The sequence below is a fragment of the Sphingosinicella soli genome (assembly GCF_014199685.1).
In the GTDB taxonomy this organism is placed as follows: Bacteria; Pseudomonadota; Alphaproteobacteria; order Sphingomonadales; family Sphingomonadaceae; genus Sphingosinicella; species Sphingosinicella soli.
In genome coordinates this window covers 24,505-50,399 of record NZ_JACHNZ010000011.1, presented here as the reverse complement: position 1 = coordinate 50,399, position 25,895 = coordinate 24,505, and the positions used below count along the sequence as shown (strand labels likewise).

Sequence of the window (25,895 nt, the reverse complement as noted above, 5' to 3'; positions counted from 1 at the left end):
ATCGACCCGCACGGGAGGTTCGAACGTGGCAGACGCAGACAGCATCGTGACGCGGCGGCCGGACGCTGGCCTCGATCCTCGCGCAGCACCGACCTCTGAGTTCATAGAGCAAATCCGGCGACGGTTTCCGGTCGAAACCGAGATGGACCGGGTTCTGACCCGCAAGATGAGGCTGCGATCGGGGCCTGGCTATTCGCCGATCTCGCTCGATCAGCTCGAAGCCGGCGCGCGCCGGCTTATTTCCCGCAACATCGGTGAGGACTTCACGCTATCGCGCGTGCGCTGGCTCACGGGCGGCGCGTCCAAGATCCAGGTGGCATTCGACCTGGAATGGAACGGACCCGCCGGCGATCAGCGGCAATCGACGCCGATGGTTCTGCGGATGGAGCCGCCCGAGTCTGTCGTCGAGACGAGCCGGATGCGCGAATTCGAGCTGATCCAGGCACTCGACGGTCTCGTCCCGGTGCCGCCCTGCTACTGGGTGGATGCGGACGGGGAGTGTCTTCCCCATCCGGCGCTCATCTATGGCTTCGTGAACGGTGTCACGTGCCCGAGCAGCCTGAAATCGACCCAGGTTACGGGAATCGGCCTCAACTACGGCCCCGAGCTGCGACCGTTGCTGGCGCGCCAGTTCCTCGACCAGGTAGGACGTTTTCATCGTGCGGGCGCCGAGCTGGCGCCGCGCCTGCCGCATTTCGATGGCGCCGAGGTCGGCTCGAACCTGTCGGTGATCCGCCTCGTCAACTGGTGGCGGCGCGTGTGGGAGGAAGATCGCAAGGAGGATGACCCGCTCGTCGAGCTCGCTTATCAGTGGCTGATCAAGAATGCGCCGCCTCTCGATCATGTCTCGATCGTTCACGGCGATTGTCGCGGCGGCAATTTTCTGTTCGACGAGCAGACCGCGCAGATCACCGGCTGGCTGGACTGGGAACTGGCGCTGCTGGGCGATCGCCATCAAGACCTCGCCTGGTCGATGCACAATGCCTATCGCCACATGAGCGAAGACGGCAAGGACGAGCTTATGAGCGGCTTCCTGCCGCTCAACCAGTATCTGGAAGAATATGAACGACTGTCGGGTTTGTCCGTCGATCGCAAGCGGCTGCAATATTACCGGGTTCTCGTCAGCTTCATGTCGGTCGTGATCTGTGGCGGGACGGGCTATCGCGTTGCGCGCGGTGGCAAGACTCATCAAGACGTGGTCGTCGCGTGGCTCGCCATGATTACGCATCCCATCGCCGAACAGATGCGTGAGACGCTTGAGGAGGTGCTCTGATGGTTCCCAGTCTCGATCTCCAGCTGCAGGCTGCGATCAAGGCGCTTTCCGACACCGTCAGCCGCGCGATCGATCCCGCCGACAAGATGGCCTCGGGACAACTTCACCTGGTGATCGCCAGCCTCGGCATGGTGCGTGAACGGCTACCGGTACAGCGTCGTTTCGTTCGGCGTCTGCTTGAAGATGCCGTGGCGATTGCCGGAGCTGTGAACGCGAGCGAGCAGGACGGTCGGCTCGCAGAGGCGGTAGTGGTCGCCAGGGCGGCGCTGGCCGATCCCGAGATGGAGGCGCAGGAGCTGGAGGACGTGCGTTCCAACCTGACCAGTATTACAGCAAATCTTATCGCAGCGGCTGGTGGTGAGGGCCTTGACCGCTTCGGTGCGGCAGTCGCCCGCGGGTCGAAAGTGCCGCTCGACCGCCTCCGTGCGTGGAGTATCATGTCGGGCTTTGAGCCAGACCCATCGGCCGTTCCGCCACTGAGTGCGCTGATTTAGGCGTGTCCAGGAGTGCAGGGCGAAGATCGTCCTGAGGAAACGACCTGTGATGCCATCCAGCCACATATTTCTATTGATCGATGCAATTTTAAAATATAGGTTGTCCATATGGTCAGTGTGGTTTAACGCATATACCGAGAAGCGGCCATGGAGTCGCTCGCATTCAGAGGGGGGATTTGCATGTACGCTCATCGCACGACACTTCACATCGGTGCTTCGCTCGCAGCCTTGCTCGTGGCCGGCGCGTCCCACGCTCAGGTGACCGGCGCCACCCCGGATGTTGCGGCACCGGCTGCAGCAGGGGCGACGGAGCAATATGAAGACATCGTCGTCACAGCTAACAAGCGCGAACAAAATCTCAGTGATGTCGGCCTCTCCGTGACGGCGCTTGGAGCGCAGTCGCTCGCCAATCAGCGTATCGCGACGGTCGCCGATCTGGCGCAGGTGGTTCCCGGACTCACCTTCGCCCCCACGCCAAACGCGACGCCGGTCTATACGCTGCGCGGTGTTGGTTTCTACGACAGCTCGCTCGCATCCTACCCGGACGTCGCCGTCTATATCGATCAGGCGCCATTGCCGCTGCCGGTCATGACCACCTTGACGGCCTTCGATCTGGAGCGCGTCGAGGTCCTGAAGGGACCGCAGGGCACGCTCTTCGGCAACAATGCGACCGGCGGCGCGATCAACTTCGTAGCAGCCAAGCCGACCGACCAACTCGAAGCTGGCGTCGAACTCAGCTACGGGCGCTTCAACACCTTCGAGGCAGCAGGTTTCATCAGCGGCCCGATCACCGATACGCTGCGGGCACGCCTTGCGGTGAAGGCCGTCAACGGCGACGAATGGCAGCATAGCTACACGCGCAACGACAAATCGGGCAGAGCCGATAATATCGCAGGCCGGCTCATACTCGAATGGGATCCGACGGACGCGCTCAGCGTCTCGTTGAACCTCAATGCCTGGCGCGACCAGAACGATCCGCAGGCGCCGCAGCGGATCGCTTTCACGCCGCAAAACGACGTGTCCGGGGCGCCCGTTATTGGGCCGTTCAATCCCGCCCCCGGCGGCCCAGTGCCCTATCCTCAGGCGAGCTATCCGAATGCGCCGCGTACCGCGCGCGCTGCGGACTGGACGCCGGAGTTCGCGCCTGAGCAGGACAACAGGTTCAAGCAAGGCATATTGCGCGCGGATTATGATTTCGGTGGTGCGACACTTACGTCGCTGACAAATCTGATCGACATGGATTTCCGGAACACCACCGAGGGCGGTGGCACCGCGCTGCGCGATCTTGATCTTCGCAACGATCAGGGCAAGATCAAGTCCTTCACCCAGGAAGTCCGCCTTGCCGGAGACACCGCGAACCGTCTTCGCTGGGTGATCGGCGCCAATTACGAGCGCACCACCGTCTACGAAGATACGAACCTGGCCTACACCGATACGAGTTCGACCTATGTCAACGGTATCGTGATGAGCTCCTATTTCACCGATCAAAAGATGAAGAACTATGCGGCGTTCGGAAACGTCGAGTTTGACGTCAACGATCAGATCAAGCTCAAGGGCGGCATCCGCCAGACGAAGGCGAAGCGCTGGTCCGAAGCCTTCAATGGCGACCTGCCACAATATCCGATTCTTTCCTCCGACCAAACCTTCGCCGGCACGCCTGGCGTAACGCTGACGGACTTCTTCAACACGCTCTACGGCGCACTTAGCGGACTCTATGGCGGCCCCGGCTACCAGATTCCGACGATCGCCCCCGGTGGTTCGATCATCCTCGATACGCGTGGCCTCGTGCTCGGCGACCCCTCGGCCAATAATCCGGTTGATCCAGCGACGTTCCTGACCGCTGCCAACGTGTTCACGAAGCTCAACGAAGATAGCACTTCATGGAGCGTCGGCGTCGATTTCAAACCCAGCGATGATCTCCTCCTCTACGCGAACGTCGCCAAGGGTTATAAGGCGGGAAGCGCTCCACATCTTTCGGGTGCCATCTTTGACGCCTACGCCCCTGTCAAACAGGAATCGTTGCTTGATTATGAAGTGGGCTTCAAGGCGCAGCTGATGGACAGTCGCCTATCGATCAACGGCGCCGCCTTCTACTACGACTATAAGAACAAGCAGACCCGGGCCAAGTTCGTGGATCCGATCTTCGGTGCGCTCGACAAGCTGCTCAACGTGCCCAAGTCGACCATCAAGGGCGCCGAGTTGGAGATCAGCGCACGGCCCTCACGCGGGCTCTCTTTCACGGCTTCGGCGACCTACCTTGACGCGAAGGTGAAGGAATACACCGGTGCGATCGGCTCTCAGGCTGTAAGCGGTGTTCTTGTGGCGGAGTTGGCCTCGTTCGAGGGTGTCCGTTTACCTTACGCGCCGAAGCTCCAATATTCGTTCCGGGCCGACTATGACACGGAGATTACGTCGGAACTCGCTGGCTTCGTCGGTGTCGGTGTGAATGGACAATCCAAGTCCTACTCGGCTCTGGTACTCCAAGGATCACAGCCATTCGGCGCTGATGCTTCGCTCTACGATATCAATGCTCGTACGCTCGTAAATGCCAACATCGGTGTACGTTCTGCGGACGACACGTGGCGTTTGTCGTTCTGGGGCAAGAACATTTTCAACAAGTATTATTGGGTGAACGCAACCCAGGCTTACGATACCTTTGTTCGATATACCGGTCGGCCTGCCGAATATGGCCTTACACTTGGTCTGCGGATGTAAGCACGGCTTACATTATTTCAGGAAGGAACGGCGGCTCAGGGTTGGGCCGCCGTTTCATTTGGGAGACATGCGATGATAGACCTTCATTTCGTCACCAGCCCCAATGTTACGAAAGTGGTGATCGCCCTGGAGGAAATGGGGCTGGAATACCGGCTGCGGCCGACCGATCTCAGCAAGGGGGAACATCTCGATCCCGCCAATGTCTCCGGCGCGATCAACGGCAAGCTTCCCGTGATCTGCGACGATAGCCCCGAGGACGGGGGCGATCCGATCACGATCTTCGAATCCGGTGCAATTCTGCAATATCTTGCGGAGAGGTCCGGGCGCTTCCTGCCTGCAGAAGGCCGCGCGCGCATCGAGACGATGCAGTGGCTGTTCTGGCAGATGGGAGGCATCGGGCCAATCGGCGGGCAGCTCTGGCATTTCCGAATGTTCGCGCCGCGAATCGCGCCGGACGTGGACAACAGCTATTCATGCCGTCGCTACGACAGGATGTTCGATGCGCTTTGGGAAACGATGGACCGGCGGTTGACCGACCGGGCCTATCTGGCAGCCGACTATTCAATCGCCGACATGGCCGCCTTCCCTTGGATCGCCTATCTTGAACCGGAACGCGGGATCGCTTCCTTTCCCAACGTCCAGCGCTGGCGTGACGAGATCGCCGCGCGGCCTGCGGTGCGTGCGGCCTATGAAAAGGCAGGGTCGGTGGACGCGGGCTACGCGCGCGCGGAAAACGGCGCGACAATGTTCCCGTGGGAGGGCTTGATGGAAAATGTCATCGTCGTGTGAAGGCTGATCCGCAGGGGATGCACCAATCGAGCATCCTCAGATGCAGGTGTGCCCCCCATCGACGGCATAGGCGGCGCCGGTGACGAAGCTCGCTTCGTCCGAGATGAGGAAGCGCACTGCGGCGGCGATCTCCCGGGGCTGTCCAAAGCGGTTCATCGGATGTACCGCAGCAAGTGCAGGCTCGAGGCCGGGATCGTTGGCCATGGCGCCTTTCAGCATCGGCGTCAGTGTGCCGCCCGGCAGCACCGCGTTGATGCGGATGCCCTTGGTCGCATAATCGATCGCGCCGCCGCGGACGAGGCCCATCACGCCCGCCTTGCTGGCGCAATATTCGGCGCCGTTCGGAAAACCGACCGAGGCGGCGGTCGAGGCGATGTTGACGATCGAGCCTCCGTTGCCGGCCAGCATGGCCGCTACCTCATATTTGTTGCAGAGGAAGAGCCCGCGCAGGTTCACGCGATGGCAGCGGTCCCATTCCTCGATATCGACATCATGGAGGGGCTTGCCGACCTGCGGCACACCGGCGGCGTTGACTGCGCCCTGCAGCCCGCCAAACGCCGAGACGGCGGCGTCGACCATAGCGCGGACATCCCCTTCGGAGCCGACATCGGCGCGGAACGCGCGAGCCTCGCCGCCATTGTCGATGACCTCCGCGCAGACGCGGTCCGCAGCATCCTGGCTGAGATCGGCGATCAGCAGCCTGCAGCCGCCTTCTCCGAGCAGCAGCGCCGCAGCCCGGCCGATGCCGCTACCTCCGCCGGTAACGAGCACCGATTTTCCTGCCAATCCGTGCATCACCCTCTCCTGTCATCGTGCCTTTGTAGTAGCTGACCATATTGTCAGATTCGGAGCAAGCCTTCAGACCAGCCGAATGAGGCGTTTGCCGAAATTCTCGCCTCGATACAGTCCGGCGAGGGCGTCGGGGCATGCCTCGATACCGTCGAGAATGTCTTCGAGATAGGTTAGGCGCCCCTCACGTATCCAAGCGGCGAGCTGCGCTACAGCGTCTTCGTAGCGATCCATGTGATCGAAGATGACGAAGCCCTCCATCCGCGCTCGGCGGACGAGCAGGTGGCGTTCGACCCGGGGACCGAGCGGCCAATCGACCCAATTCTGGATCGCCGCGGTCCCGCACACGATCACGCGGGAGCGCAGGGCGAGATGGCGCATGACGGCGTCGCTGATCGCGCCGGCGGTGTTGTCGTAATAGATGTCGATGCCATCGGGGCAGAGTTCGGCGAGCCGCGCGTCGACGTCCTCACGCCGGTAATCGATCGCGGCCTCATAGCCGAATTGTTCGACGCAAAGGCGCTGCTTGGCCGCGCTGCTGGTGATCCCGATGGTGCGGCAACCGTGAATATTCGCGATCTGTCCGGCAGCCGAGCCCACCGCGCCTGCGGCGGTCGAGACGACGACGGTTTCGCCCTGCTTCGGCTGTCCGATCATGGAGAGGGCGGTATGAGCCGTCGCGCCGTTGATCCCGAGGATGCCGAGCGAGGCGGACAATGGCAGATCGGCCTCGGCAATCTTGCGGACGACCGCCGAGGGCGCGACCGTTGCATAGTCCTGCCAGCCGAACCAGCCGGTGACCGGATCGCCGGGTGAAAAGCCGGGCGCGCGCGACTCGATCACGGTGCCGGCGCACAGCGCGCGCATCACCGAACCGAGCGGAACGGGCGCTGAATAGTTGGCAGCGTCGGCGATCCAGCCCCGCATCGCGGGCTCGACCGAAAGGAAGTGATTGCGGACCAGCATCTCGCCGTCGGCGATCGCCGGCACGGGCGCGGTGTCGAGGCTGAAATTCTCCGCCTGCGCAACTCCCGTGGGGCGCGATTTGAGAAGGACACGTCTGTTCTGCAACATCATCTCCAAAACATTTACGTCTATGCAATCGATCTTGTCGGAGTATATTGACCATTTGGAAAATTAGCGCAATCGAGTGGTAAAGCTTAGAGGAGTCTGCCATGGCCAATGGGAAGGTGATTATCACCTGCGCGATCACGGGATCGATCCACACCCCTTCGATGTCGCCCTATCTGCCGGTGACGGCGCAGGAGATCGCCCAGTCCGCGATCGAAGCAGCCGAGGCGGGCGCGGCGATCGTGCATCTGCACGCGCGCAACCCTGAGGACGGCCGACCAGATCAGTCGCCGGAAGCATTCGAGCCGTTCCTGCGCGTGATCAAGCAGGCGTCGAACGTCGTGATCAATCTTACCACGGGGGGTTCGCCTTACATGCCGGTCGAGGAGCGGGTACGGCCCGCAGCGGTGTGGAAGCCCGAAGTGGCGAGCCTCAACATGGGATCGATGAACTTCGGCCTGTTCCCGATGCTGAAGCGCTTCAAGGAGTTCAAGCATGAGTGGGAGCCGGCCATGCTGGAGGGCAGCCACGACCTCGTCTTCCGCAACAGCTTCAAGGACATTCGTTTCGCGCTGGATACACTCAACGCGACCGGCGCGCGCTACGAATTCGAATGCTATGATACCAGCCACCTCCACAATCTGAAATATTTCTATCAGGAAGGCCTGGTGAAGGCGCCGCTGTTCATTCAGACGTGCTTCGGCCTGCTCGGCGGCATCGGGCCGCATCCCGAGGAGGTGCTGCATATGAAGCGCACCGCCGACCGGCTGTTCGGCGACGCCTATCGCTGGTCGGTGCTCGGCGCCGGACGGAGCCAGATGCCGATCGCGGCGATGGCGGCGGCGATGGGGGGGCATGTCCGCTGCGGGCTTGAGGATTCGTTGTGGCTTGGCAAGGGCGAGTTCGCGCGCAGCAACGCCGATCAGGTTCGTCAGATTCGAAAGATCATCGAGGGGCTGGGGCTATCGATCGCGACGCCCGATGAAGCCCGCGAGATACTTGCGCTCAAGGGCGGGGATCAGGTCGGGTTCTAGCAGTTCCGTCCGCCCGCACATCATCAACCGGAAGGCTTGCAGTTATGCTTATCGATCGTCTGAACGCTTATATCCTGCCGGGCCGCGCCGCGCATCCGGCCCCGGGTCTCGATCAAGCCAAAGCGGGTGAGGCGCTCGGGCTTGGGGGCATTTTCCTATCCGAGCGGTGGGAAACCAAAGAGCTGGGTGCGGTGATGGGCGCGCTCACCCAGGCAACCGGCCGGGTGAAACTGGTTGCCGGGCTGACGCATTTCGGGACACGCCATCCGCTCGTGCAGGCCGGAATGGGCGCGACCTTGCAGATGTTGAGCGGCAACCGCTTCATCCTGGGTTTCGGCCGCGCCGTGCCGCCGCTATTCCGAAAACTCGGGATTACCGTCCTCAACAATGCGGGCATGGCCGACCATGTCGGGATCCTCCGGCGACTATGGGCCGGGGAGAGCGTATCCTACAGCGGTCCGGCGGGCGACTATCCTGAGATGCAACTCGCGCAGCCCTGCGATGCTCCGCCGCCGGTTATCCTCGGCGCGGTTGGGCCGAAAACCCTGGCGTTGGGGGGGGCGCACTTTGATGGAGTCGTGCTCCATCCTTTCCTGACAACGGAGGGCGTGGCGCGCTCGGCTCGTATTGTGCGCGATGCCGCGCGCGATGCAGGGCGCGATCCCGAAGCCGTGACCATCTACGCGACCGTGGTGACGGCGCCGGACAACCTCCTGCCGAAGCAGCGCGAAGACATATTGGAGGCGCGCGCGGTATCCTATTTCATGCACCGCGAGGTTGGACTGCCGATCGTCTCCATGAACGGCTGGGACGAGGCGCCGATGGACCGGCTGGTCGAGACGGGTCTCAGCCGCCTGGAGTATGGCCAGGGCGACATCGCCGAGGCGCGCAGGCAGATGGCGGAGGCGGTGGCAATGCTGCCGGATGAATGGCTCGAACAGGGCGCGGCGATCGGCAGCCTGTCGCGATGTGCCACGCGGCTCGCCGAATATCGCGCGGCGGGCGCGGATCAGATTTTGCTCCACGGCACTACGCCCGACCAGCAGGAGGATATCGTCGCTGCCGTTCGTGCGCTTGATGGATGAAAACGGCAGCCGTCGTGCCGTCAGTCTCGGCGCAGCGTCGCGGCGCGGTGGAGATTGTCGCCGAACATATTCGACCATTGCGCATCGCTGAGCCGGGCGCGGCCCTGAGTGTTTCCGGTGGGGATGGCGGTGGCACTCGCGCTTGTCGCGCGGATCACGGCAGGCCGTGCTGCGATCACCTGGGACCAGCGTGAGACGGCCGGAAACGAAGCCAGATCGACATCAAGCAGCCAGCTCGCCTGCACCCACGGCCACGCCGCCATGTCGGCGATGCTATAGTTGCTGCCGCCCAGATAATCGGCTTCGGCGAGACGGTATTCGAGGACGTTGAGGAGACGAACCACTTCGCGCACATAGCGCGTTACACCGTAATCTTCACCCTCGGGCGCGTAGCGGAGGAAATGGTGAGCCTGACCGTTCATCGGCCCGTGCCCGGCGACCTGCCAGATCAGCCATTTCAGCACCTCCCAGCGCGGCGACTCGCCGGCTGGCAAAAACTGTCCGCTCTTCTCGGCCAGGTAGAGCAGCATCGCACCGGATTCGAAGATCGTGACGGGCTCGTCCGCGAAGTCCGGCGCTTTATCGACGAGGACCGGCAGCTTGCAATTGGGATTGAGCTGGCGGAACTCTACCGTGAGGTGGCGCCCTTCGAAGAGGGGATAGTCGATGACCTCGTATTCGAGCGCCATTTCCTCAAGCGCGATTGCGATCTTCAGTCCGTTGGCCGTGGCGACATAGTGCAGCGTGATCATGCAAAGATGCTGAAGCTGCGGGTAACGGTGAGCTTGTCCGGATAGGGCGCGTAAGGCGCGCGTGGGCAGCCGTGGATCTCGGTAGCCATCGACGCATGCGCGAGTGCGAGCACGAGGCGATAGAGACGCGCGATCTCTTCCGGCATCTGCTCGAACGGATATTGTTCGACCAACGTCAGCGCCGCGTCCGCCCGGTGGCGCATGGTTTCATAGAAGTCGCGGATATCCTCCATTGGCAGGCCGCCGCGCCAGGCGCGGCGGGCGTTGAAATCGGGATGGTCCCACGTCGCCACGAACCGCTCGAGATCCTCGAAGCCCGGCGGCAACAGCCGCGTTTCCACATTCATGCCAGCGCCTCCTGAACTGTCTGTGCTCGGGCCCAGCGCTCGACGTGATGGACCGAATGGCGGATCATCACCTCGTTTTCCTGGAGGACCATATAATCCTTGCCGCCCGAATCGATGCCGCGCTGCGTGCGTTTTACGTTGCTGAGATCTTCGAGCAGCACCTCCATCACACGGGCAAGATAGGCCTCCTGCTGAAAGCGTGCTCGCGCGTCCAGGGCATGCGCCATGTAGAAACGCACTTCATATCGTGTGGTGTTGACCGATGTCGGCCAAAAATGATGCGTGTAGAAGCCGCCTTGCCCTGTATCGATGTGGAGGTTGGGGAAGATAGCGTGGACGTCGTGCACCCATTCACGCGCCTTGGGATGGTTTACCGCCGGATGTGCGAGGTAGTCGGCCATCTCCTCGCGACTGCCCGCCGCGACGACGTTGGCGGAGTCGATCGCGGAATAGGCAAGGCGTTCGACATGCGCCTCTTCGCCCGGAATATAGTCGGGGTTACCGTAGAGCGCGGCGCTACGATGCGGGCCGAAGAAGTTAGCGCCCAATATATGAGCGAACTTGTTGTCCTGTGAGCTGAAGGTCTTCCCGATCGTATTCGCGTGGATGGCGGGGATATGATAGGCTTCGCTGAACGCGTCGCAAGCGACTTTCCAGTTGCAGTCCAGATGCGCTTCGATGGTGATCGGGTTGTCGGCATATTTATACTGAATGCCTTTGAGATAGTCGCCCATGCCGCCGAGGAACTCCTCGAGTCTAACCGACGGGTTGCGTTCGAGGTTGACGAAGATGAAGCCTTCCCAGACCTCTGTCGCGATCGGCGTTAGGCCGCATTTCGCCTTGTCGAGCCGCTCGAACGAAGCCTCGTCGGGCACGCCGATCAGCCGGCCGTCCGTCCTGTAGGTCCAGTTATGATAGCGGCACACTAGTCGCGTGGCATTCCCGGACCGTTCCCACGCGACCTGGTTCGCGCGGTGCGAGCAGACGTTGTGGAAAGAACGGATCGTCCCGTCGCGGCCGCGTGCGACGATCACTGACGCGCCGAGAACCTCGATATCGCGGACCAGATAATCACCCGGCTCCGGAAGCTCTTCCTCGCGCGCGAGCGTCAACCAGCTGCGGCCGAAAACCCGGTCGCGCTCGAGTTCGTAGAATGCTTGGGAGCGGTAGGATTCGAGCGATACGGGCTCGGGGAGAAGTCCGGCTTTCCGGGTGTAGCTCTCGTTTGCGGGCGCATGGAGGCTGATCTTCTGGTCGTTTCCCATGAGTGGTCCCTTGTCCGAAAACTCAGATGAAGCGTTCCGCCTGCACCAGCATCGTCGTTGCCTTGCCGGCGCGCGCGAGCAGTTCCTGCAATGCGTCCGGCGCGGCATCGACGGCGCGATGGAAGTCAGTGCGTGTTGGCCACCAAAGTTCGTGGAGGCCCAGGAAGGTAGGCTCGTTGCCATGCACCGACGCGAGCGGCGTCGCGCGGGTATGGCGGAACGCGCCGAGCTTCTGCCCCAGTGCCTGATCGTCGGGGTGTGCCCAATCGGGATTTCCATCCGCATCGATGAAGTGGAGGAGCTTGACTGAAAGTGGGCGTGTCGCGGGCGACCACATCTCGTCGCCGGGATGGAGTCCGGCATTCTGCCGCGGCCCGGAGACGAGCACCTCCGAATCCGCCGCGAAGAACTTCAGATTGGGCATGTCGACGAACTTGGGCTCGTCTTCGATCAGATATTTAACGAGGATCGGTTCCTCGCGGAATGTCTGTACGTCGGATTCGTTGTCGAGCCAGATTTCGGCCACGGCATCGAAGCGCGCCTGATCAGGGCCAAGCCGGTCGGTGTCGATCTGGTGGTTCTGCACATAGCCGCGCATCGTTGTCATGTTGCGACCCATGGTGCCGTGTGGATGACGGTAATAATCGTGGAACTCATCGCGGCCCATGCCGGGCTTGCGCGGGATCAGGCCATACATCTTCGTGCTCATGGAACGTCCCCAATGCGGTTCCGGCGACGCATCGCGCCGCCGGTTGATGGCTATCAGTAGCGGAAGGACACGGTCAGCCCGTATTCAGCGGGGCGCGCCGCGTAACGCATGATGTTGTCGTAGGCCTGGATCGCGTTGGTCCAGTAGTATTTGTTGAATACGTTTTTGCCCCAAAGGCCGGCCCGCCAGCGCCCATCGTTCGTGGCGATGCCCGCGTTGAGATCGACCAGAGCACGAGCGTTGATCTTGTAATCCTCGCGCTCCACCGGGGACACGGTGAGCACGCCGATCGACTTGCTCTGGCCGTTGATTCCGATGCCCGCATAGCCGTCGAACGTCTCGGTCAGCGGGAACTCCCAGTCCGCGCGGACCGCGAACTGCCATTCGGGGGCGTAAGGCAGCGTGACACCCTTGAACGAGGCGAAGGTCGGTACGCGCAGACCGCTGCCCGGATCGACGACCGAGCCGGTGATTCCCTGATATTCGCTGACCTTCGCGTCGAGATAGGTCACAGCGCCGGACAGCGTGAGGCCGTCCGTCGGCTGGGCATTGATATTGAGCTCGGCGCCCTTGATCTTCGACTTGGGTACGTTCACGAGCTTGTCGAGCGCGCCGAAGATCGGATCGACGAACTTCGCGCGAAGCTGCTTGTCCTTATAGTCGTAGTAGAAGGCAGCGCCGTTGATCGAGAGCCTGCGGTCCATCAGCTGAATTTTGAATCCGCCCTCGAAATCGAGCAGCGATTCCTGTGTCACCGGCAGATAGGCATCGTAGATGGCACCGGCGAGCGTCGGAATGCTGCCTGCCTTGTAGCCCTTCGACACGTTGACGTAGAGTAGCAGATCGTCGTTCGGTTTGATGTCCGCACCGACGCTCCAGGACGTGTTCTTTTCATCGAGTGTGAGATAGGGATTGCCAGGCTGCAGATAGGTCGAAGGATCGACCGGGCTGCCGTCGGGATTGGTGCGGGTGTCCAGCGCGATGCCGTTTCCGACCGGGATCGTCGGGATGACGACGCCCGGGCCGTAAACGCCGAGGCCGGCCAGGACCTCATAAGTGGCGTTGAAGAATTTGGTGAGCGAGTTGTCGCCGAACACGCCCGGCTTGTAGAAGCCGTCAGGCTCGTAGGGGGAGCGGATGTCCGCCGCGCGCTCGGCCTTGGTCCGGCGGATGCCGCCCTTCAGCGTCAACCATTCGCCGATATCATATTCAATGTTACCGAAGGCCGCGTAGTTCTTCATCGTCTGATCGGAACCGTAGAAATTCCCGTTGAAGCCGTTTGCCGCCGTCGAAGACGTGCCGCTGATATACAGCTCGATATCTTCGTTCGCGGTCGTGCGCTCGTAATTGGCACCGATCACGAAGCGCAGCGGGTTGGATGCGGCATTCGCCAGGCGGACTTCCTGCGTGAACGACTTTATCCTGCCCTTGTCGCGGCCGAGATCGAGCCCCTCGAGCGCCATGCCGTCGCCATCGGTCGCGTTGAGGAAGTCGAGATCGCTGTAGCCGGTGATGGAGGTGACGGTGAGATCCTGAGTGATGTCCCAATCGGCGCGGAGCGCGGTCTGCCAGAACTTGTTGTTCTGGAACGGACGGAGATACGGGTTCCAGTCGGCGGCGCGCGCGTTGTGCGGCGCAGCGGGGTAGACGAAAGCCGGAAGGTCGACTGGAACGACACCGCCCGGGCCAGCCGAGCCGGGCGGATTCTGCGGAACGGCTCTGGTATACTGCGGCGCCGTCGGGTCGTTCTGGTCGCGCCAGCCGTTGACATTGAAGGAAAAGCGCAGGCTGTCACTGGCATCCCAGTCTAGAAGCAACCGGGCGGCGACATTGTCGAGTTTGCCGAGCCGGTCCTGCCGGCCGTTGCCGGGATCCGGCACGCCAAGGGCTTGGAATTCAGCCGGCACGCCACCGTCGATCCGAGTATAGCTCTTCTGCCATTCATCGCCGTTAACCGCCTTGAACGAGAGGCGTGCACGCAGGTTCTCGGTGATCGGGCCGCTGATGAAGCCGCCGACGTCGACTGTGTTGAATCGCCCGTAACTTAGGTCCACTCCATATTGGAGTTCTCGGGTAGGCTTGGCGGCGATGAAGTTGATGGCGCCGCCGGTCGCGTTGTTGCCGAACAATGTGCCCTGAGGGCCTTTCAGGACTTCAACGCGTTCGAGGTCGAATGCGGTCAGCGACGACATCGCGGGCAGTGAAAGCGGAACCTGATCAATGTAAAGGCTGACATCTGGATAGGCAGCGAGCGAAGCCTCGAAGAAGCCAACGCCGCGCAACGTATAAACGGGCGTCGAGTTTGGCGTGGGAGCGAAAGTCAGGCCGGGCGTAACCTTTGCGAGGTCGGCAACGGTGGTGATGCGTTGATTCTGCAAAGCCTCACCACTAATTGCGGAAATGGTCAGGCCGACCTTGTTCAGATTCTGTTCGCGCTTGTTCGCGGTGACGACGATCTCGCTGATCTGGTTTCCGCTTTGTACTATCTCGGAGCGGCTGTCTTGCGCGGCACCTGCGTCTGGCGCAGTCGCCTGTGCCAGCTGCGTGGGCGTTTGCTGATCCTCGGCCGTCTGGGCGGCGGCTGCGTTCGTGCAGATGGCGCAAGCAAGTGCCGTGGAGCTGACAAACGAAAGCGAGCGACGTGTGCGCATAATCCATCCCCATATGTTGTGGAGCCGTCTGATCACGGCATCTCTTGTGTGTCGAATCGCAGGGTAAAGTGTACTGACCTATTGGTCAATCGAGATAAATATGCACGATCGAGATTACCCGAGGCTCCCAGGGCGTTACGGTCGTCAGGCGGACGTCTGCATTAGGTGAGGGATGAGGTGGGTACGCACCCATTTACGAAACGGAATGGGTTCTCCCACGAGACTCTCCAGCGTGTCGGTGCTATCGGTTTCGACGCGCGTTGAGAGCCATGTGTAGAGACTCACGCCTTGCGGCCATCCCTGAGCGAGAGCATCGAGCGGGACCGAGATCGGTGTTACCTGGCGGTCGGCCTCGTCGCCGATGATCTCTGCCATCTCTCCGAAGCTGACGATATCGGCGACCAGGTCATAGGCCTTGCCGCTATGCCTGTCGGGCGCGGCCAGCACTGCGGCGGCGGCGCGGCCGATATCATCGGCCGAGACGAGTCCTTGCGGTTTGTCGAGCGGCAGCGCCATCGCGATGCTGAGCTGGCCGTCCTGCTCCTGCAACGGAAAATAGGTCAGGAAGTTGTCCATGAACAAGCCGGGGCGGTTGACCGTCCAGGGGATGTCCAGCTCGGCGATCCGCTCCTCGATTGCGCGCTTCGACCCTACGCTCAGCACACCGCGCGCGCCTTCGACCATCGCCGATTGGTAGACCAGATGTCCGATGCCGACCTCCACTGCGGCATCGACGACGCCGATTCCCTGCCGCGCCTGGCCGCTATCCCAGCGGTTGCCGAGCGATGGCCCCGCGAGATAGACCGCGTCCGAGCCCTCGATCGCTTTGCGGACCGAGGCGAGATCGTCGAGATCGGCTATCTCCAGTTCGGCGCCCGCCGCGGCTGCGGCTTTTGCCTTGTCCGAATTCGCGTCGCGGGTCACCGCGCGTACCGTCCAACCGTCATTCATGAGGTGCCGCATTGCACCTCCACCCGAGGTTCCCGTCGCGCCAAATACCGTAATCCGCTTGCTCGCCATTTCGCTCTCCCGGTCAGGCTGTTTATTTGCAGATACACATATGAAAACGGGGCGGTGTTCGCCGCCGCGTGCTGCTTATCAGGGCTGCGACCGTACCCTCACGGCTGGGCGGCTATACGACATGCCACTACCCTGGAAACCGCTCTCTCGATTATCCTCGCAGTGACAAGTGGACCTGTCAATGGACTGACCAAAAGATCAGAATAAAAGGGCAAGGCTCCTCCAGCATTCTATTCCAGTACATTAAGCGTGAGGCGCATAAGCGTCCGGTAATGGATTTCGTGAGGACGCGTCAGTTCAGCGGTAGATGCCGACGCGACGAACATGCTCGAGATAGGGGCGCGGCCAGCCGAATTCGAGCCAGCCCGAGCCGGGGACGCCATCGATCATGATCTCGGCCGCGCCCTCGTTGAGGACAAAATCGGGATCAGGTATGAGCGGGTAAACCCCGAAAACTTTTGCGTCGACGCGGGTATGACGCCTGGCCTCGTCAGTGATGTCGGCCTGGAATGCAGTGTGATTGAACTGCGCGTCACCCTGCCATTGAAGGTCGAGGGTTGTGATCTCGGCCATGAGTCCGTCCTTGCAAACATAGCCGCGCAACTGGCGCTCGCCGAGCGCGTAGAATTCCCAGAAGTGAACCGACATGTCATCGCCGGCCTGCGACTGGAGCCAGCGGTAAAAATGCAGTGCGCCCCAATCGCGGGTGCCCCAGCTATGATCGCGATGCCCCATCGTGCGAATGTCGATCACGCGATCGCCGATGCGCAGTGTGCCGGTGATCCGGCCGCTCTGTTCGATGCGGTCGTCGGCAGCATAGGGAGGGCAGCCGCCGGCGTGCGTCGAATAGGCGTAGGGTGGGTGGAACGCCTCGAAACGGAAATCGACCGAGGCTTCGGGCCCTTCCCAGCGGACCTCGGCCGCTTGGAAGGCAAGATCCTGCCGCATCGAGAAGCCTTCGATCTGCCAGGCATCGAAGTTCATGTCGCGCGGGACGGGGCGATCACGAAGATAGCCGGTGATCGCCTCCGCGCCGACGCCCGGGCCCCAGACGCCAAAGGCGGCACCGGCGACGCTATCCTTGTTGACCCATGTGTAGGTGAACAGCGCGATCTTCTCCTTGGGCATGACAACGCAATAGGGGATGGATTCGCGCATCAAAGGACGATCGGGGAGGGTGTGACGGCCGTCGTTTACCGGATCGATGGCGGTATTAGGGCGGAAGAGCTTGGCGGTCATGTCCTCTCCTTTGCGTGGCGATTTGGAGTTGCTTTAGCAAGGAGGAGCGGCCGCTGCCAGAGCTACTGACCGAACGGACAGTGGTCTTTTTTTGTGACGACAGCTGGCGCCGCGCACGACTCGGTCTGCACTGTGGGTACGTTTTCGCAGTTGTGAGCCGGGGTTCAGGCGCTAGGCACAAGCGGAAACTCAGCTCGGATAATGGCTTGACCAAAAGGTCAGCAACGGCGTAGCTATAAGGAAAGAGAGAAAGGGGAGGGTCTGATGAGCTGCGCGCGAACCGTGGTGCCTCGGCTGTTGGCGCTGCTGTTGTTCGTGATCGGCGCCGCCATCGCGCTCGGCGGCGCTCTCCTCGTCACGCTGGGCGGCTCAAGCTATTATCTGCTGGGCGGTATCGCTGTCGTCGTTGCCGCCATATTGTTGTGGTGTGGGCACCGGCTCGCAGGCTGGCTGTATGCGGCCTTTCTCGCGGTGACGCTCGGCTGGGCGCTGTGGGAGGCGGGGATCGACGGTTGGGCGCTCGCGCCGCGGTTGATCGGGCCGGCCTTGCTCGGCCTTGCTTTCGCACTTCCTCCCGTCCGCCGCTCGATCGGCCGTTCCGGGTGGGCGCCCGCCGCTGCGGGACTGCTGATGATCGTCACGCTGGCAGGCGTTGGAATCTCCGACTCGCCCGACAGATTCGCCGCGCCACCGCCGGGCCAGGCCTTGCCGGGCGGCGACGATGCAGCCGGCGCGGAATGGCTTGCCTGGGGCGGCACCAATGCCGGGCAGCGCTTCTCGACGCTCGACCAGATCACCCCCGCAAATGTCAGCGATCTCGAAGTCGCCTGGACCTATCGCACCGGCGTTCGTCAGCCCGGCACGAAGAGCCCGCTACAGACGACTCCGCTGATGGTGGACGGCACGCTCTATCTCTGCACGCAGACCAACATCGTCATCGCGCTCGATCCCGAGACGGGCAAGGAGCGCTGGCGGTTCGATCCCAAGGTGGACCCGACGGGCGCGAGTGCGGTGACGACCTGCCGGGGCGTCGCCTTCCATCGGGTGCCCGACGCGGCCGACTGTCCGGCGCGGATCATTACCGCGACCTTCGACGCGCGCTTGATCGCGCTCGATGCGAAAACCGGGAGGCCATGTGCGTCGTTCGGAAATGGCGGGTTCGTCGATCTCAAGACCGGGATGGGGGTCGTCGAGAAGGGCTTCTACTATGTGAGTTCGGCACCCACGATCGTGCGCGGGCAGATCGTGCTCGGCGGCTGGGTCTCCGACAATCAGAGCACCGACGAGCCCTCGGGAGTGATCCGCGCCTATGATGTTGCAAGCGGGCGTTTCTCCTGGGCGTGGGACATGGGGCGCCCCGGCGACAATCGCGAGCCAGCACCGGGCCAGCACTACACGCGCTCGACGCCGAACAGCTGGGCACCGATGAGCGCCGACGAGGTGCTGGGGCTGGTCTATGTCCCAACGGGCGGTTCGACGCCTGACCACTGGGGCGGCGCGCGCAGCGCGGCGGCTGAACGCTACGGCAGTTCGGTGGTCGCGCTGGACGCGACGACGGGGACGCCGCGCTGGTCGTTCCAGACGGTGCATCACGATCTTTGGGATTATGATGTCGGGTCGCAGCCGACATTGGTTGAGGTGCCGCTTAGGGGCCGGATGGTGCCCGCGCTCGCCCAGCCGACCAAACGGGGAGAACTCTTCCTGCTCGACCGCCGAACCGGGGTGCCTGTCGCGGCTGTCGAGGAACGACCCGCGCCCCAGCGTCCGCCCGTGAGCGGTGACTGGACCGCGCCGACGCAGCCCTATTCGGTCGGTATGCCGAGCTTCGCGGGTGAGCGCCTCCGTGAGCGCGATATGTGGGGAATCACGCCGTTCGACCAGCTCTGGTGCCGCATTCGCTTCCGCGAGCTACGTTACCAGGGGCCGGCGACCGCGCCCGCGACCGACGAGTCGCTGATCTATCCGAGTATCGGCGGTGGGATGAACTGGGGCGGGGTCTCGGTCGATCCCGAGCGTGGGCTGATGATCGTCAACGCGATCTATTACGGCACGATCGCGCAGCTCGTGCCGCGAGCCGAAACCGATCGGCTGCGTGCGAAGGCCTCGGTTGCGCATATGTATGATCTGCCGCAGCCGCAAGCGGGCACGCCGTACGGCATTCGCCTGTCGGGTTTGGTCTCACCGCTCAACGTGCCGTGCAACGAGCCGCCGTTCGGGACCATCTCCGCTATCGACCTGCGCACGCAAAAGTTGGTCTGGACACGATCGATCGGCTCGGCGCGGGACAGTGGACCGATGGGCCTCGCGTCGCGGCTGCCACTGCGGATGGGCATGCCGATGTTCGGCGGTTCGCTTGCCACCAGAAGCGGGCTTGTCTTTATCGGGGCGACGCAGGAGCGCGCCTTCCGGGCATTCGACATTCGCAATGGCCGCGAACTCTGGCGCGCGTCTCTTCCAGCCGGCGGCCAGGCGAATCCGATGACCTACGTCTCTCCGGCAAGCGGGCGGCAGTTCGTGCTGATCGCGGCGGGCGGCCACGTCATGCTGCAGTCGCCGCTTGGCGATTCGATTGTCGCCTATGCCTTGCCGAAGAAGCGGTGAGGCCGACGATTTTTTACGAATTAGGAGAGAGAAATGGCCAATCGTCTGCAGGATAAGGTTGCGGTGATTACAGGCGGCGCCTCGGGGATCGGCGGCGCGACGGCGCGGCTGTTCGTGGCCGAGGGAGCCAGGGTGATCGTTGCGGATCGACAGGAACCTGTCGACGGCGATCTGGCCGCGCTGATCGTGTCGTCGCCCGATCGCGTGAAATTCGTCAAGACCGACGTGACCCGCGAAGAGGAGGTGCGCGCTGCCGTTGCCGCGGCGGTGAGCGCTTGGGGTAAGGTCACCTCTGTTGTCGCCTGCGCGGGCGTGCCGGGGCAGGGAAGCGACATCGATCTGAGCGAGGATGAATGGGACAGGATATTCGCAGTCAATGCCAAGGGCGTGTTCTTCCTCACCAAACATGCGGTGCCCGAGATGATCAAGGCCGGCGGCGGATCGGTGACTAATATTTCATCGGCTTACGGCGTAGTCGGCGCACCGGGTTTCGCCGCCTATTGCGGGTCGAAGGGCGCGGTCAGAACCTTCACGAAATCGACCGCGATCGAGCACGCGGCGCAAGGTGTGCGCGCCAATTCGATCCATCCGGGCGTGGTGGAGACGCCGATGCTGCACGGGATCTTCGAGGGGACGCCCGATCCCGAAGCGACGCGCGCGGCGTTTTCGGCGCAGCAGCCCAACGGCTTTAACGGCACACCCGAGGATATCGCCTGGGGCTGTGTTTACCTCGCTTCCGACGAAGCCCGTTTCGTCAACGGCGTCGAACTGCCGATCGACGGTGGTCTCCTGGCACGATGACACTCCAGGACAACTTGACGAAATGGTCAGTATTGAGTGAGAATTGCTATCACGCGGCCACGGGCGACCGCGCGAGTGAGAGGATATCGGAGCGATGAAGGTGATCGAAACACCCGTGCTGATTGTCGGCGGCGCCGGATGCGGGCTTAGCTCGGCGATCATGCTGGCACAGGCCGGAATCGAGTCGTGGCTGGTGGAGCGCTATCCGACCACCTCGCCCGCGCCCAAGGCGCATTACCTCAACCAGCGGACGATGGAAATTTTCCGCGAGATCGGCATCGCCGACCGGATCTATTCGGTCAGCACTCCGCAGGAGAATATGTCACGGGTGGGCTGGTTCACCTCGCTCGGTGGTGATGGCGAACTCGATCGCAAGACGATCCATCTGATGGACGCCTTCGGCGGGCGCTCGCTCAAGGAGGTCTACGACCGCGACAGCCCATGCCGATCGGCCAATTATCCGCAGCTCCGGCTTGAGCCGCTGTTGCTCGAACATGCCCGCACGCTGCCGCTCGCCAAGATCAATTATCATCATGAAGTGCAGTCGTTCGAGCAGGATGCCGATGGCGTCACTGCGACGGTCCTTGAGCGCGGCACCGGTGAGACCTATCAGGTGCGCGCGCGCTACATGATTGCCGCTGACGGCGGGCGTTTCGTCGGTCCGACGCTGGGCATTCCGATGGATGGGATCGATCGGCTGTTCGATATGGTAACCTGCCATTTCGGCGCCGATCTCAGCCACGTGATCGACGATGACAGCCCCATGATCCGCTGGTTCATCAACCCGGAGAAGGGTGGTTCCTGGGGTAGCGGCGTGATGGTCGCGCTGGGGCCCGACCATTATGACCGGCACAGCGAGGAATGGTTGCTGCACTTCGCCTTCCAGCCCGATGACCCCGCGCAGTTCGATGCCGAATCGGTGGTTCCGCGGCTGAAAGAGCTGCTGCGCCTACCCGACATTGATCCCCGGATCATCCGCATGAACAACTGGAAGGTGCAGGGCGTGCTCGCGCGCCGTTTCCAGGAAGGGCGCATCTTCCTGGCGGGGGATGCGGCGCATCGCCATCCGCCGACAACGGGACTTGGTCTCAACACTGCAGTACAGGATGCGCAGAACCTGACGTGGAAGCTCGCGGCGGTGCTGAAGGGGCAGGCGGCGCCATCGCTGCTCGACAGCTATGAGACGGAGCGACGGCCGGTGGCGTCGCGGAACGTCAACTGGGCGATGCTGACCTTCCAGAACCATCTCGTCATCGACGCCGGCATCGGTTTGATCCCGGCCGCGCCGGTCGAAGTCAACCGCGAGGCTTTCCGGATCCTTTTCTCCGATACACCCGAAGGGGTAACGCGCCGCCACCGGCTCGACGAGGTGATCCGTACCCAGCGCACCGAATTCCAGGCGCATGACCTTGAAATCGGTTTCTATTACGGCGGTGATGCAGTCATACCCGATGGCACGCAACCGCCGCCGCAAAGTCCGATGGGGGATGAATATCATCCGGTGACGCGACCCGGACACCGTTTGCCCCACGCCTGGCTCGAAGGGCCGGAGGGTCGGGTGTCGACGCTCGATCTCGTCGGGCGCGGCGGGTTCACGCTGTTCGTGGCGAGTGATGCGAGCGGGTGGCGGCGCGTGGGCGAGGCAGCTGCCGAACGGCTCGGTGTGCCGCTGCGCGTTGTGCTGGTGGGTGAGGGCGGATATCGCGACGTTGACCGTTGCTGGGCTCTGGTGAGGGGGACGGGCGACGATGGTGCGGTGCTTGTCCGTCCTGACGGGCATGTCGGCTGGCGCGCGGCTGATGTCGCGGGCCGGGAGCAACTGCCCGAGGCGCTGGCCGCGATTCTCGGGCGCGATTGCGCGCTTGCTGCTGTGGCGTAGCGTATATGGCATAATTTGACATTATGGTCAGTAATGGGCAGGGTTGATCGTTCTGGAAATGACAGACGGAGACCTGCCCCAGGTTCGGGAGAAGTCGATGCCGCTGAACATGCTTCCCCAAGGTTTTGAGGAACTGGAGCCGTTCCAGGCCTATTGGGGTGCCCCCGATACGCAGACACGCCGGGAACGGCGCGAAGCTGCGACGATGGACGAGATTATGGCGTTTTACGATGTGGTCCTTCCGCTTGCGCCTGCGGCCATGAAGCATCTCGAGGACGTCTCGCTCGATGCGATGCCTCCGGCGGAGGCGCGGTTGTTCGAGCTGGTGCTCGCGCTGGCGCATGTCTCGATGGCGGTCGAACTGCACGGGGCACCGCGTGCGCCGCACACACCCTATCCGCATGGTGTGAAGCTTATGAACGGCCCTGCCCATTTCGGCTGATCGGAGACGTTGGCGATGAACGAGATAGTTTCGGACTTTCGCGCTTCCAGCACGCACTTCACAGTCGCTGCCGGGCTTGGCACAGGGCCGGTGCCAACCGAACCCTACCGCTCACCCGCTTATTACGAACTCGAGCAGGAGCGCATCTTCAAGCGCGCCTGGCTCTGCATCGGGCGGGTCGAGCGGCTCCCGAAGCCCGGTAGTTACATCGTCCAGCCGATCGAGGTGGCGAAAGCATCGGTGTTGATTACGCGGATCAAGGACGGTTCGATCAAGGCGTTCCATAATGTCTGCTCACACCGTAGCAATACGCTGGTGCTCGATGAGGAGGGCACCGCGAACCGCTTCGTTTGCCGTTACCATAACTGGACATACCGCAACGATGGCGTGCTCGCCGGGGTGCCCGACGAGCGCAACTTCTTCGGCATCGACAAGACCTGTTTCGGGCTGACGCCGATCGCAGCGGACATCTGGGACGGATGGATATTCGTCAATCTCCAGCCCGAGCCGGAAGTCGGTCTCGCCGAATTTCTCGGCGACTTCGGCGAAAGTTACCGCGGAATACCCTATGTGAACGCTGACAAATCTGTCCTTTACGTCTCGCACCTCAATGCGAACTGGAAGGTGATCGCCGACGCGTTCGCCGAAACCTATCACATCCCGGCGATCCACCCGGAAACGATTGGATCGACCTTCGCGAGCAAGGAAAACCCGTTCGCACGGCCAATCAGCGTGCAGACCTGGGGCCCGCATCGTTCGGTATCAACATATGGCAATCCCGAATATGCGCCGCCCGAGCGCGCCAAGGTCGAGCGGCTTGCCTATGCCAATATCGCGACAGGCAATGTCGTGTCGGCTGGCAGCCTGGATATCATGGACATACTCGTGCGCCATCCCGCGATCAACCCGACCAAGTCGAAGCATTGGGCGCTGGATGTGAACTGGCTCTTTCCCAACTTCCAGTTCGATGTCTCACCCGGCGGCTTCTGGACGCACCATTTCTGGCCGGTGACCTACAATCGCACGCGGTGGGAGGCGCGCTTCCATATCCCGGTGGCGGGCGACGTATGGACCCGGCTGCAGCAGGAACATTATGTCGCCCGGTTGGGCGAAATATTGCTCGAGGATGTGGGCAATACCGAGCGGACGCAGCTTGGTCTGGAATCCGGCGCGAAGGACGTGATGCCGCTGCAGGACGGCGAGATCATGATCCGGCATTCGCTTCACCACATACAGAAATGGATCGACGCGGACACGGTGCGCGAAGCACTGGCCTGACTTGGGACGGGAGGAAAATATAATGGCAGAAGGCGATGCCGGCCTGCGGGACCGGAATGTGGCGATTGCGACCGAGCTGATGGACCGATTCGGGCGCGACATGGACGGTTGGTACGATAATCTTCACGAAGATGTCGTGATGGAGTTCCCGTTCGGTGCTTGCGTGGGCCTGCCCACGCGGGTCGAGGGCAAGGCGGCGTGCAGCGCTGTCTTCCAGGCCGTTTGCGATGCCGTCCAGGTCCAGTTTTCCAATATTCGGGTCAGCCCGATGGCGGATCCGAACCGTCTCGTCGTCGAATATACCGGATATAGCGAGCCGGGGGGTACGATTTACGATCAGACCTATATTTCGATACAGGAATATCGCGACGGCAAGATAATCTTGTTCCGCGAATATTGGAACGCAGTCGTCGTTCGCGAGGCGTTCGGTGACCTTAGCGCGCTGGCCGGCTGATGGCGACTGTAGCGATCACGGCTTCGGCAGCCAACAAGCAGGATATGATCGCCCGCGCTGAGGCGCTGGTGCCGTTGGTCGCCGCGCGGGCCGCAGAAACTGACGCGAACCGCGCGGTGCCCGACGACCTGATCGCGGCGATGATCGACGCCGAGCTGTTCGCGACGATCGCGCCACGCGATTATGGCGGGATCGAGCTGGGGCTCGATACGTTCTCCGAGATTGTCCGCAGGATCAGCGCGGCCTCGCCATCGACCGGTTGGGTGGCGGCGTTCTTGATGGGTGCGGCGTGGCGGATGCTGACCTTCCCGCGCGAAGGGCAGGAGGAGATCTACGGCGGGCGCAATTATGTGCTGGGCGCGGGTGCGGCGCAGCCGATCACCGGGGTCGAGCGCGTGGAGGGCGGATATCGCCTGACGGGCCGCACGGCATGGAATTCAGGTGCCTCGCACGCAGAATGGTTCACGATCAACGGGCTGTTGATAGAGGAAGAACGGCCACCGGAACTGCTGATCTTCGCTGTGCCCCGCCGCGAGGTTTCCGTCATCGACAATTGGCACATCATGGGGATGCAAGGCACCGCGAGCTGCGACATCGCCGTCGATGGCGTCTTCGTTCCGCAGCGACGCTCGGCACCCTTCATGCCCGCGCTGGCCGGTCAGTCCGCGGGTCATGCCCTGCATGCGAATCCGATGTACCACATTCCGTTCCTGCCGTTCGCGATGAACGAGGTGCTGCCTGTAATCGTAGGCACGCATCGCGGCGCGGCCGACGCGCTGTTCTCGCGCATCAAGGGACGAATGGGCACGATCTCGGGCGCCAAATCGGCGGAGAAGGTGCCCGCTCAGGTGCGGCTGGCACGCAGCCTCGCCCAGGCGCAGGCTGCCGAGCTTCTGCTGGAGGCGCTCGTCGCGCGGAACATGGCGGCACTGCCCGAAGCGGGCGCGCCGGTGAACCGCAGCGAGATGAAGCTGCACGCTGCGCTGCTGACGCAGATGTGCCTCGACAGTGTCAACGACATGGCGCGGGGAGTCGGCGGGGACTCCTTTCGCGACGATGCGCTGTTCCAGCGCTACTTCCGCGATCTGAACGTCGTTGCGCGGCACGCCTTCCTCGATCTCGAAACGGCTGGCGAAAGCTACGCGAAACTGCTGCTCGGCCTGCCGATCAGCGATCCCCTCATCTAGCATCTTTCAAGGGCGGACAT

At 62.5% G+C, this 25,895-nt stretch carries 22 protein-coding genes; 13 read left to right on the top strand and 9 right to left on the bottom strand.

Going from position 1 to position 25,895, the window contains the following annotated elements; genetic code table 11:
• The first annotated feature begins 25 nt into the window (after positions 1 to 25).
• The 4 genes from GGQ98_RS06145 (at position 26) to GGQ98_RS06130 (ending at position 5,271) form a co-directional block, all read left to right on the top strand.
• A complete protein-coding gene (locus GGQ98_RS06145) occupies positions 26 to 1,273 on the top strand; it encodes a phosphotransferase (RefSeq protein WP_207791283.1) in 1,248 nt (415 codons plus the stop codon).
• Positions 1,273 to 1,767, top strand: a complete 495-nt coding sequence (locus tag GGQ98_RS06140) for a hypothetical protein (RefSeq protein ID WP_184066651.1) — start codon at positions 1,273 to 1,275, stop codon at positions 1,765 to 1,767. Before GGQ98_RS06145 ends, GGQ98_RS06140 begins: the two co-directional genes overlap by 1 nt.
• A 180-nt stretch (positions 1,768 to 1,947) precedes the next feature.
• Positions 1,948 to 4,482, top strand: coding sequence for a TonB-dependent receptor (locus GGQ98_RS06135; protein WP_184066649.1), 2,535 nt, complete (start codon positions 1,948 to 1,950; stop codon positions 4,480 to 4,482).
• A 72-nt stretch (positions 4,483 to 4,554) separates the two neighbouring features.
• Positions 4,555 to 5,271, top strand: coding sequence for a glutathione S-transferase N-terminal domain-containing protein (locus GGQ98_RS06130; protein ID WP_184066647.1), 717 nt, complete (start codon positions 4,555 to 4,557; stop codon positions 5,269 to 5,271).
• A 36-nt stretch (positions 5,272 to 5,307) separates the two neighbouring features.
• Here GGQ98_RS06130 and GGQ98_RS06125 read toward each other — a convergent pair whose 3' ends face one another.
• A complete protein-coding gene (locus GGQ98_RS06125) occupies positions 5,308 to 6,066 on the bottom strand; it encodes an SDR family NAD(P)-dependent oxidoreductase (protein ID WP_184066645.1) in 759 nt (252 codons plus the stop codon).
• A gap of 63 nt (positions 6,067 to 6,129) precedes the next feature.
• Positions 6,130 to 7,134 carry an NADP-dependent oxidoreductase gene (locus GGQ98_RS06120; RefSeq protein WP_243451730.1) on the bottom strand — a complete coding sequence of 335 codons (1,005 nt, stop codon included), beginning with the start codon at positions 7,132 to 7,134 and terminating at the stop codon, positions 6,130 to 6,132.
• Positions 7,135 to 7,235: 101 nt separating this feature from the next.
• Between GGQ98_RS06120 and kce the strand changes: the two genes are divergently transcribed.
• Together kce and GGQ98_RS06110 are read left to right on the top strand one after the other, a co-directional pair.
• Positions 7,236 to 8,165: a 3,5-dioxohexanoate:acetyl-CoA acetone transferase gene (kce, locus tag GGQ98_RS06115; RefSeq protein ID WP_184066640.1), complete on the top strand. Its 930-nt coding sequence runs from the start codon at positions 7,236 to 7,238 to the stop codon at positions 8,163 to 8,165.
• 44 nt (positions 8,166 to 8,209) lie between these two features.
• Complete coding sequence (locus tag GGQ98_RS06110) at positions 8,210 to 9,250, top strand: TIGR03857 family LLM class F420-dependent oxidoreductase (protein WP_184066637.1); 1,041 nt, start codon at positions 8,210 to 8,212, stop codon at positions 9,248 to 9,250.
• 20 nt (positions 9,251 to 9,270) lie between these two features.
• On the opposite strand, the gene GGQ98_RS06105 is transcribed toward GGQ98_RS06110, so the two are convergent.
• The 7 genes from GGQ98_RS06105 to GGQ98_RS06075 form a co-directional block, all read right to left on the bottom strand.
• Complete coding sequence (locus tag GGQ98_RS06105; RefSeq protein ID WP_184066633.1) at positions 9,271 to 10,002, bottom strand: glutathione S-transferase C-terminal domain-containing protein; 732 nt, start codon at positions 10,000 to 10,002, stop codon at positions 9,271 to 9,273.
• On the bottom strand, positions 9,999 to 10,349 hold the full coding sequence (locus GGQ98_RS06100; protein WP_184066630.1) for a hypothetical protein: 351 nt from the start codon (positions 10,347 to 10,349) through the stop codon (positions 9,999 to 10,001). Before GGQ98_RS06100 ends, GGQ98_RS06105 begins: the two co-directional genes overlap by 4 nt.
• Positions 10,346 to 11,614 carry an aromatic ring-hydroxylating oxygenase subunit alpha gene (locus GGQ98_RS06095; protein ID WP_184066627.1) on the bottom strand — a complete coding sequence of 423 codons (1,269 nt, stop codon included), beginning with the start codon at positions 11,612 to 11,614 and terminating at the stop codon, positions 10,346 to 10,348. Before GGQ98_RS06095 ends, GGQ98_RS06100 begins: the two co-directional genes overlap by 4 nt.
• A gap of 22 nt (positions 11,615 to 11,636) precedes the next feature.
• Positions 11,637 to 12,323, bottom strand: coding sequence for an EthD domain-containing protein (locus GGQ98_RS06090; RefSeq protein ID WP_184066624.1), 687 nt, complete (start codon positions 12,321 to 12,323; stop codon positions 11,637 to 11,639).
• Between the two features lie 53 nt (positions 12,324 to 12,376).
• Complete coding sequence (locus GGQ98_RS06085; RefSeq protein WP_184066621.1) at positions 12,377 to 14,974, bottom strand: TonB-dependent receptor; 2,598 nt, start codon at positions 14,972 to 14,974, stop codon at positions 12,377 to 12,379.
• Positions 14,975 to 15,118: 144 nt separating this feature from the next.
• Positions 15,119 to 15,994 carry an NmrA family NAD(P)-binding protein gene (locus GGQ98_RS06080; protein WP_184066619.1) on the bottom strand — a complete coding sequence of 292 codons (876 nt, stop codon included), beginning with the start codon at positions 15,992 to 15,994 and terminating at the stop codon, positions 15,119 to 15,121.
• Between the two features lie 297 nt (positions 15,995 to 16,291).
• Positions 16,292 to 17,233 carry a DUF7064 domain-containing protein gene (locus GGQ98_RS06075; protein WP_184066617.1) on the bottom strand — a complete coding sequence of 314 codons (942 nt, stop codon included), beginning with the start codon at positions 17,231 to 17,233 and terminating at the stop codon, positions 16,292 to 16,294.
• A gap of 264 nt (positions 17,234 to 17,497) precedes the next feature.
• Here GGQ98_RS06075 and GGQ98_RS06070 point away from each other — a divergent pair, with 264 nt between their 5' ends.
• The 7 genes from GGQ98_RS06070 (at position 17,498) to GGQ98_RS06040 (ending at position 25,875) form a co-directional block, all read left to right on the top strand.
• Positions 17,498 to 19,834, top strand: coding sequence for a membrane-bound PQQ-dependent dehydrogenase, glucose/quinate/shikimate family (locus GGQ98_RS06070; RefSeq protein ID WP_184066615.1), 2,337 nt, complete (start codon positions 17,498 to 17,500; stop codon positions 19,832 to 19,834).
• A 33-nt stretch (positions 19,835 to 19,867) separates the two neighbouring features.
• On the top strand, positions 19,868 to 20,635 hold the full coding sequence (locus GGQ98_RS06065) for an SDR family NAD(P)-dependent oxidoreductase (RefSeq protein WP_184066613.1): 768 nt from the start codon (positions 19,868 to 19,870) through the stop codon (positions 20,633 to 20,635).
• 94 nt (positions 20,636 to 20,729) lie between these two features.
• Complete coding sequence (locus tag GGQ98_RS06060) at positions 20,730 to 22,514, top strand: FAD-dependent monooxygenase (RefSeq protein WP_184066611.1); 1,785 nt, start codon at positions 20,730 to 20,732, stop codon at positions 22,512 to 22,514.
• A 97-nt stretch (positions 22,515 to 22,611) separates the two neighbouring features.
• Entirely contained in the window at positions 22,612 to 22,956 is a 345-nt protein-coding gene (locus GGQ98_RS06055; protein ID WP_184066609.1) for a hypothetical protein, read from the top strand.
• 15 nt (positions 22,957 to 22,971) lie between these two features.
• On the top strand, positions 22,972 to 24,234 hold the full coding sequence (locus tag GGQ98_RS06050; protein WP_184066607.1) for an aromatic ring-hydroxylating oxygenase subunit alpha: 1,263 nt from the start codon (positions 22,972 to 22,974) through the stop codon (positions 24,232 to 24,234).
• Between the two features lie 22 nt (positions 24,235 to 24,256).
• On the top strand, positions 24,257 to 24,688 hold the full coding sequence (locus GGQ98_RS06045) for a nuclear transport factor 2 family protein (protein WP_184066605.1): 432 nt from the start codon (positions 24,257 to 24,259) through the stop codon (positions 24,686 to 24,688).
• On the top strand, positions 24,688 to 25,875 hold the full coding sequence (locus GGQ98_RS06040) for an acyl-CoA dehydrogenase family protein (protein ID WP_184066603.1): 1,188 nt from the start codon (positions 24,688 to 24,690) through the stop codon (positions 25,873 to 25,875). The genes GGQ98_RS06045 and GGQ98_RS06040 overlap by 1 nt, the downstream gene beginning before the upstream one ends.
• The last annotated feature ends 20 nt before the right edge of the window (positions 25,876 to 25,895 follow it).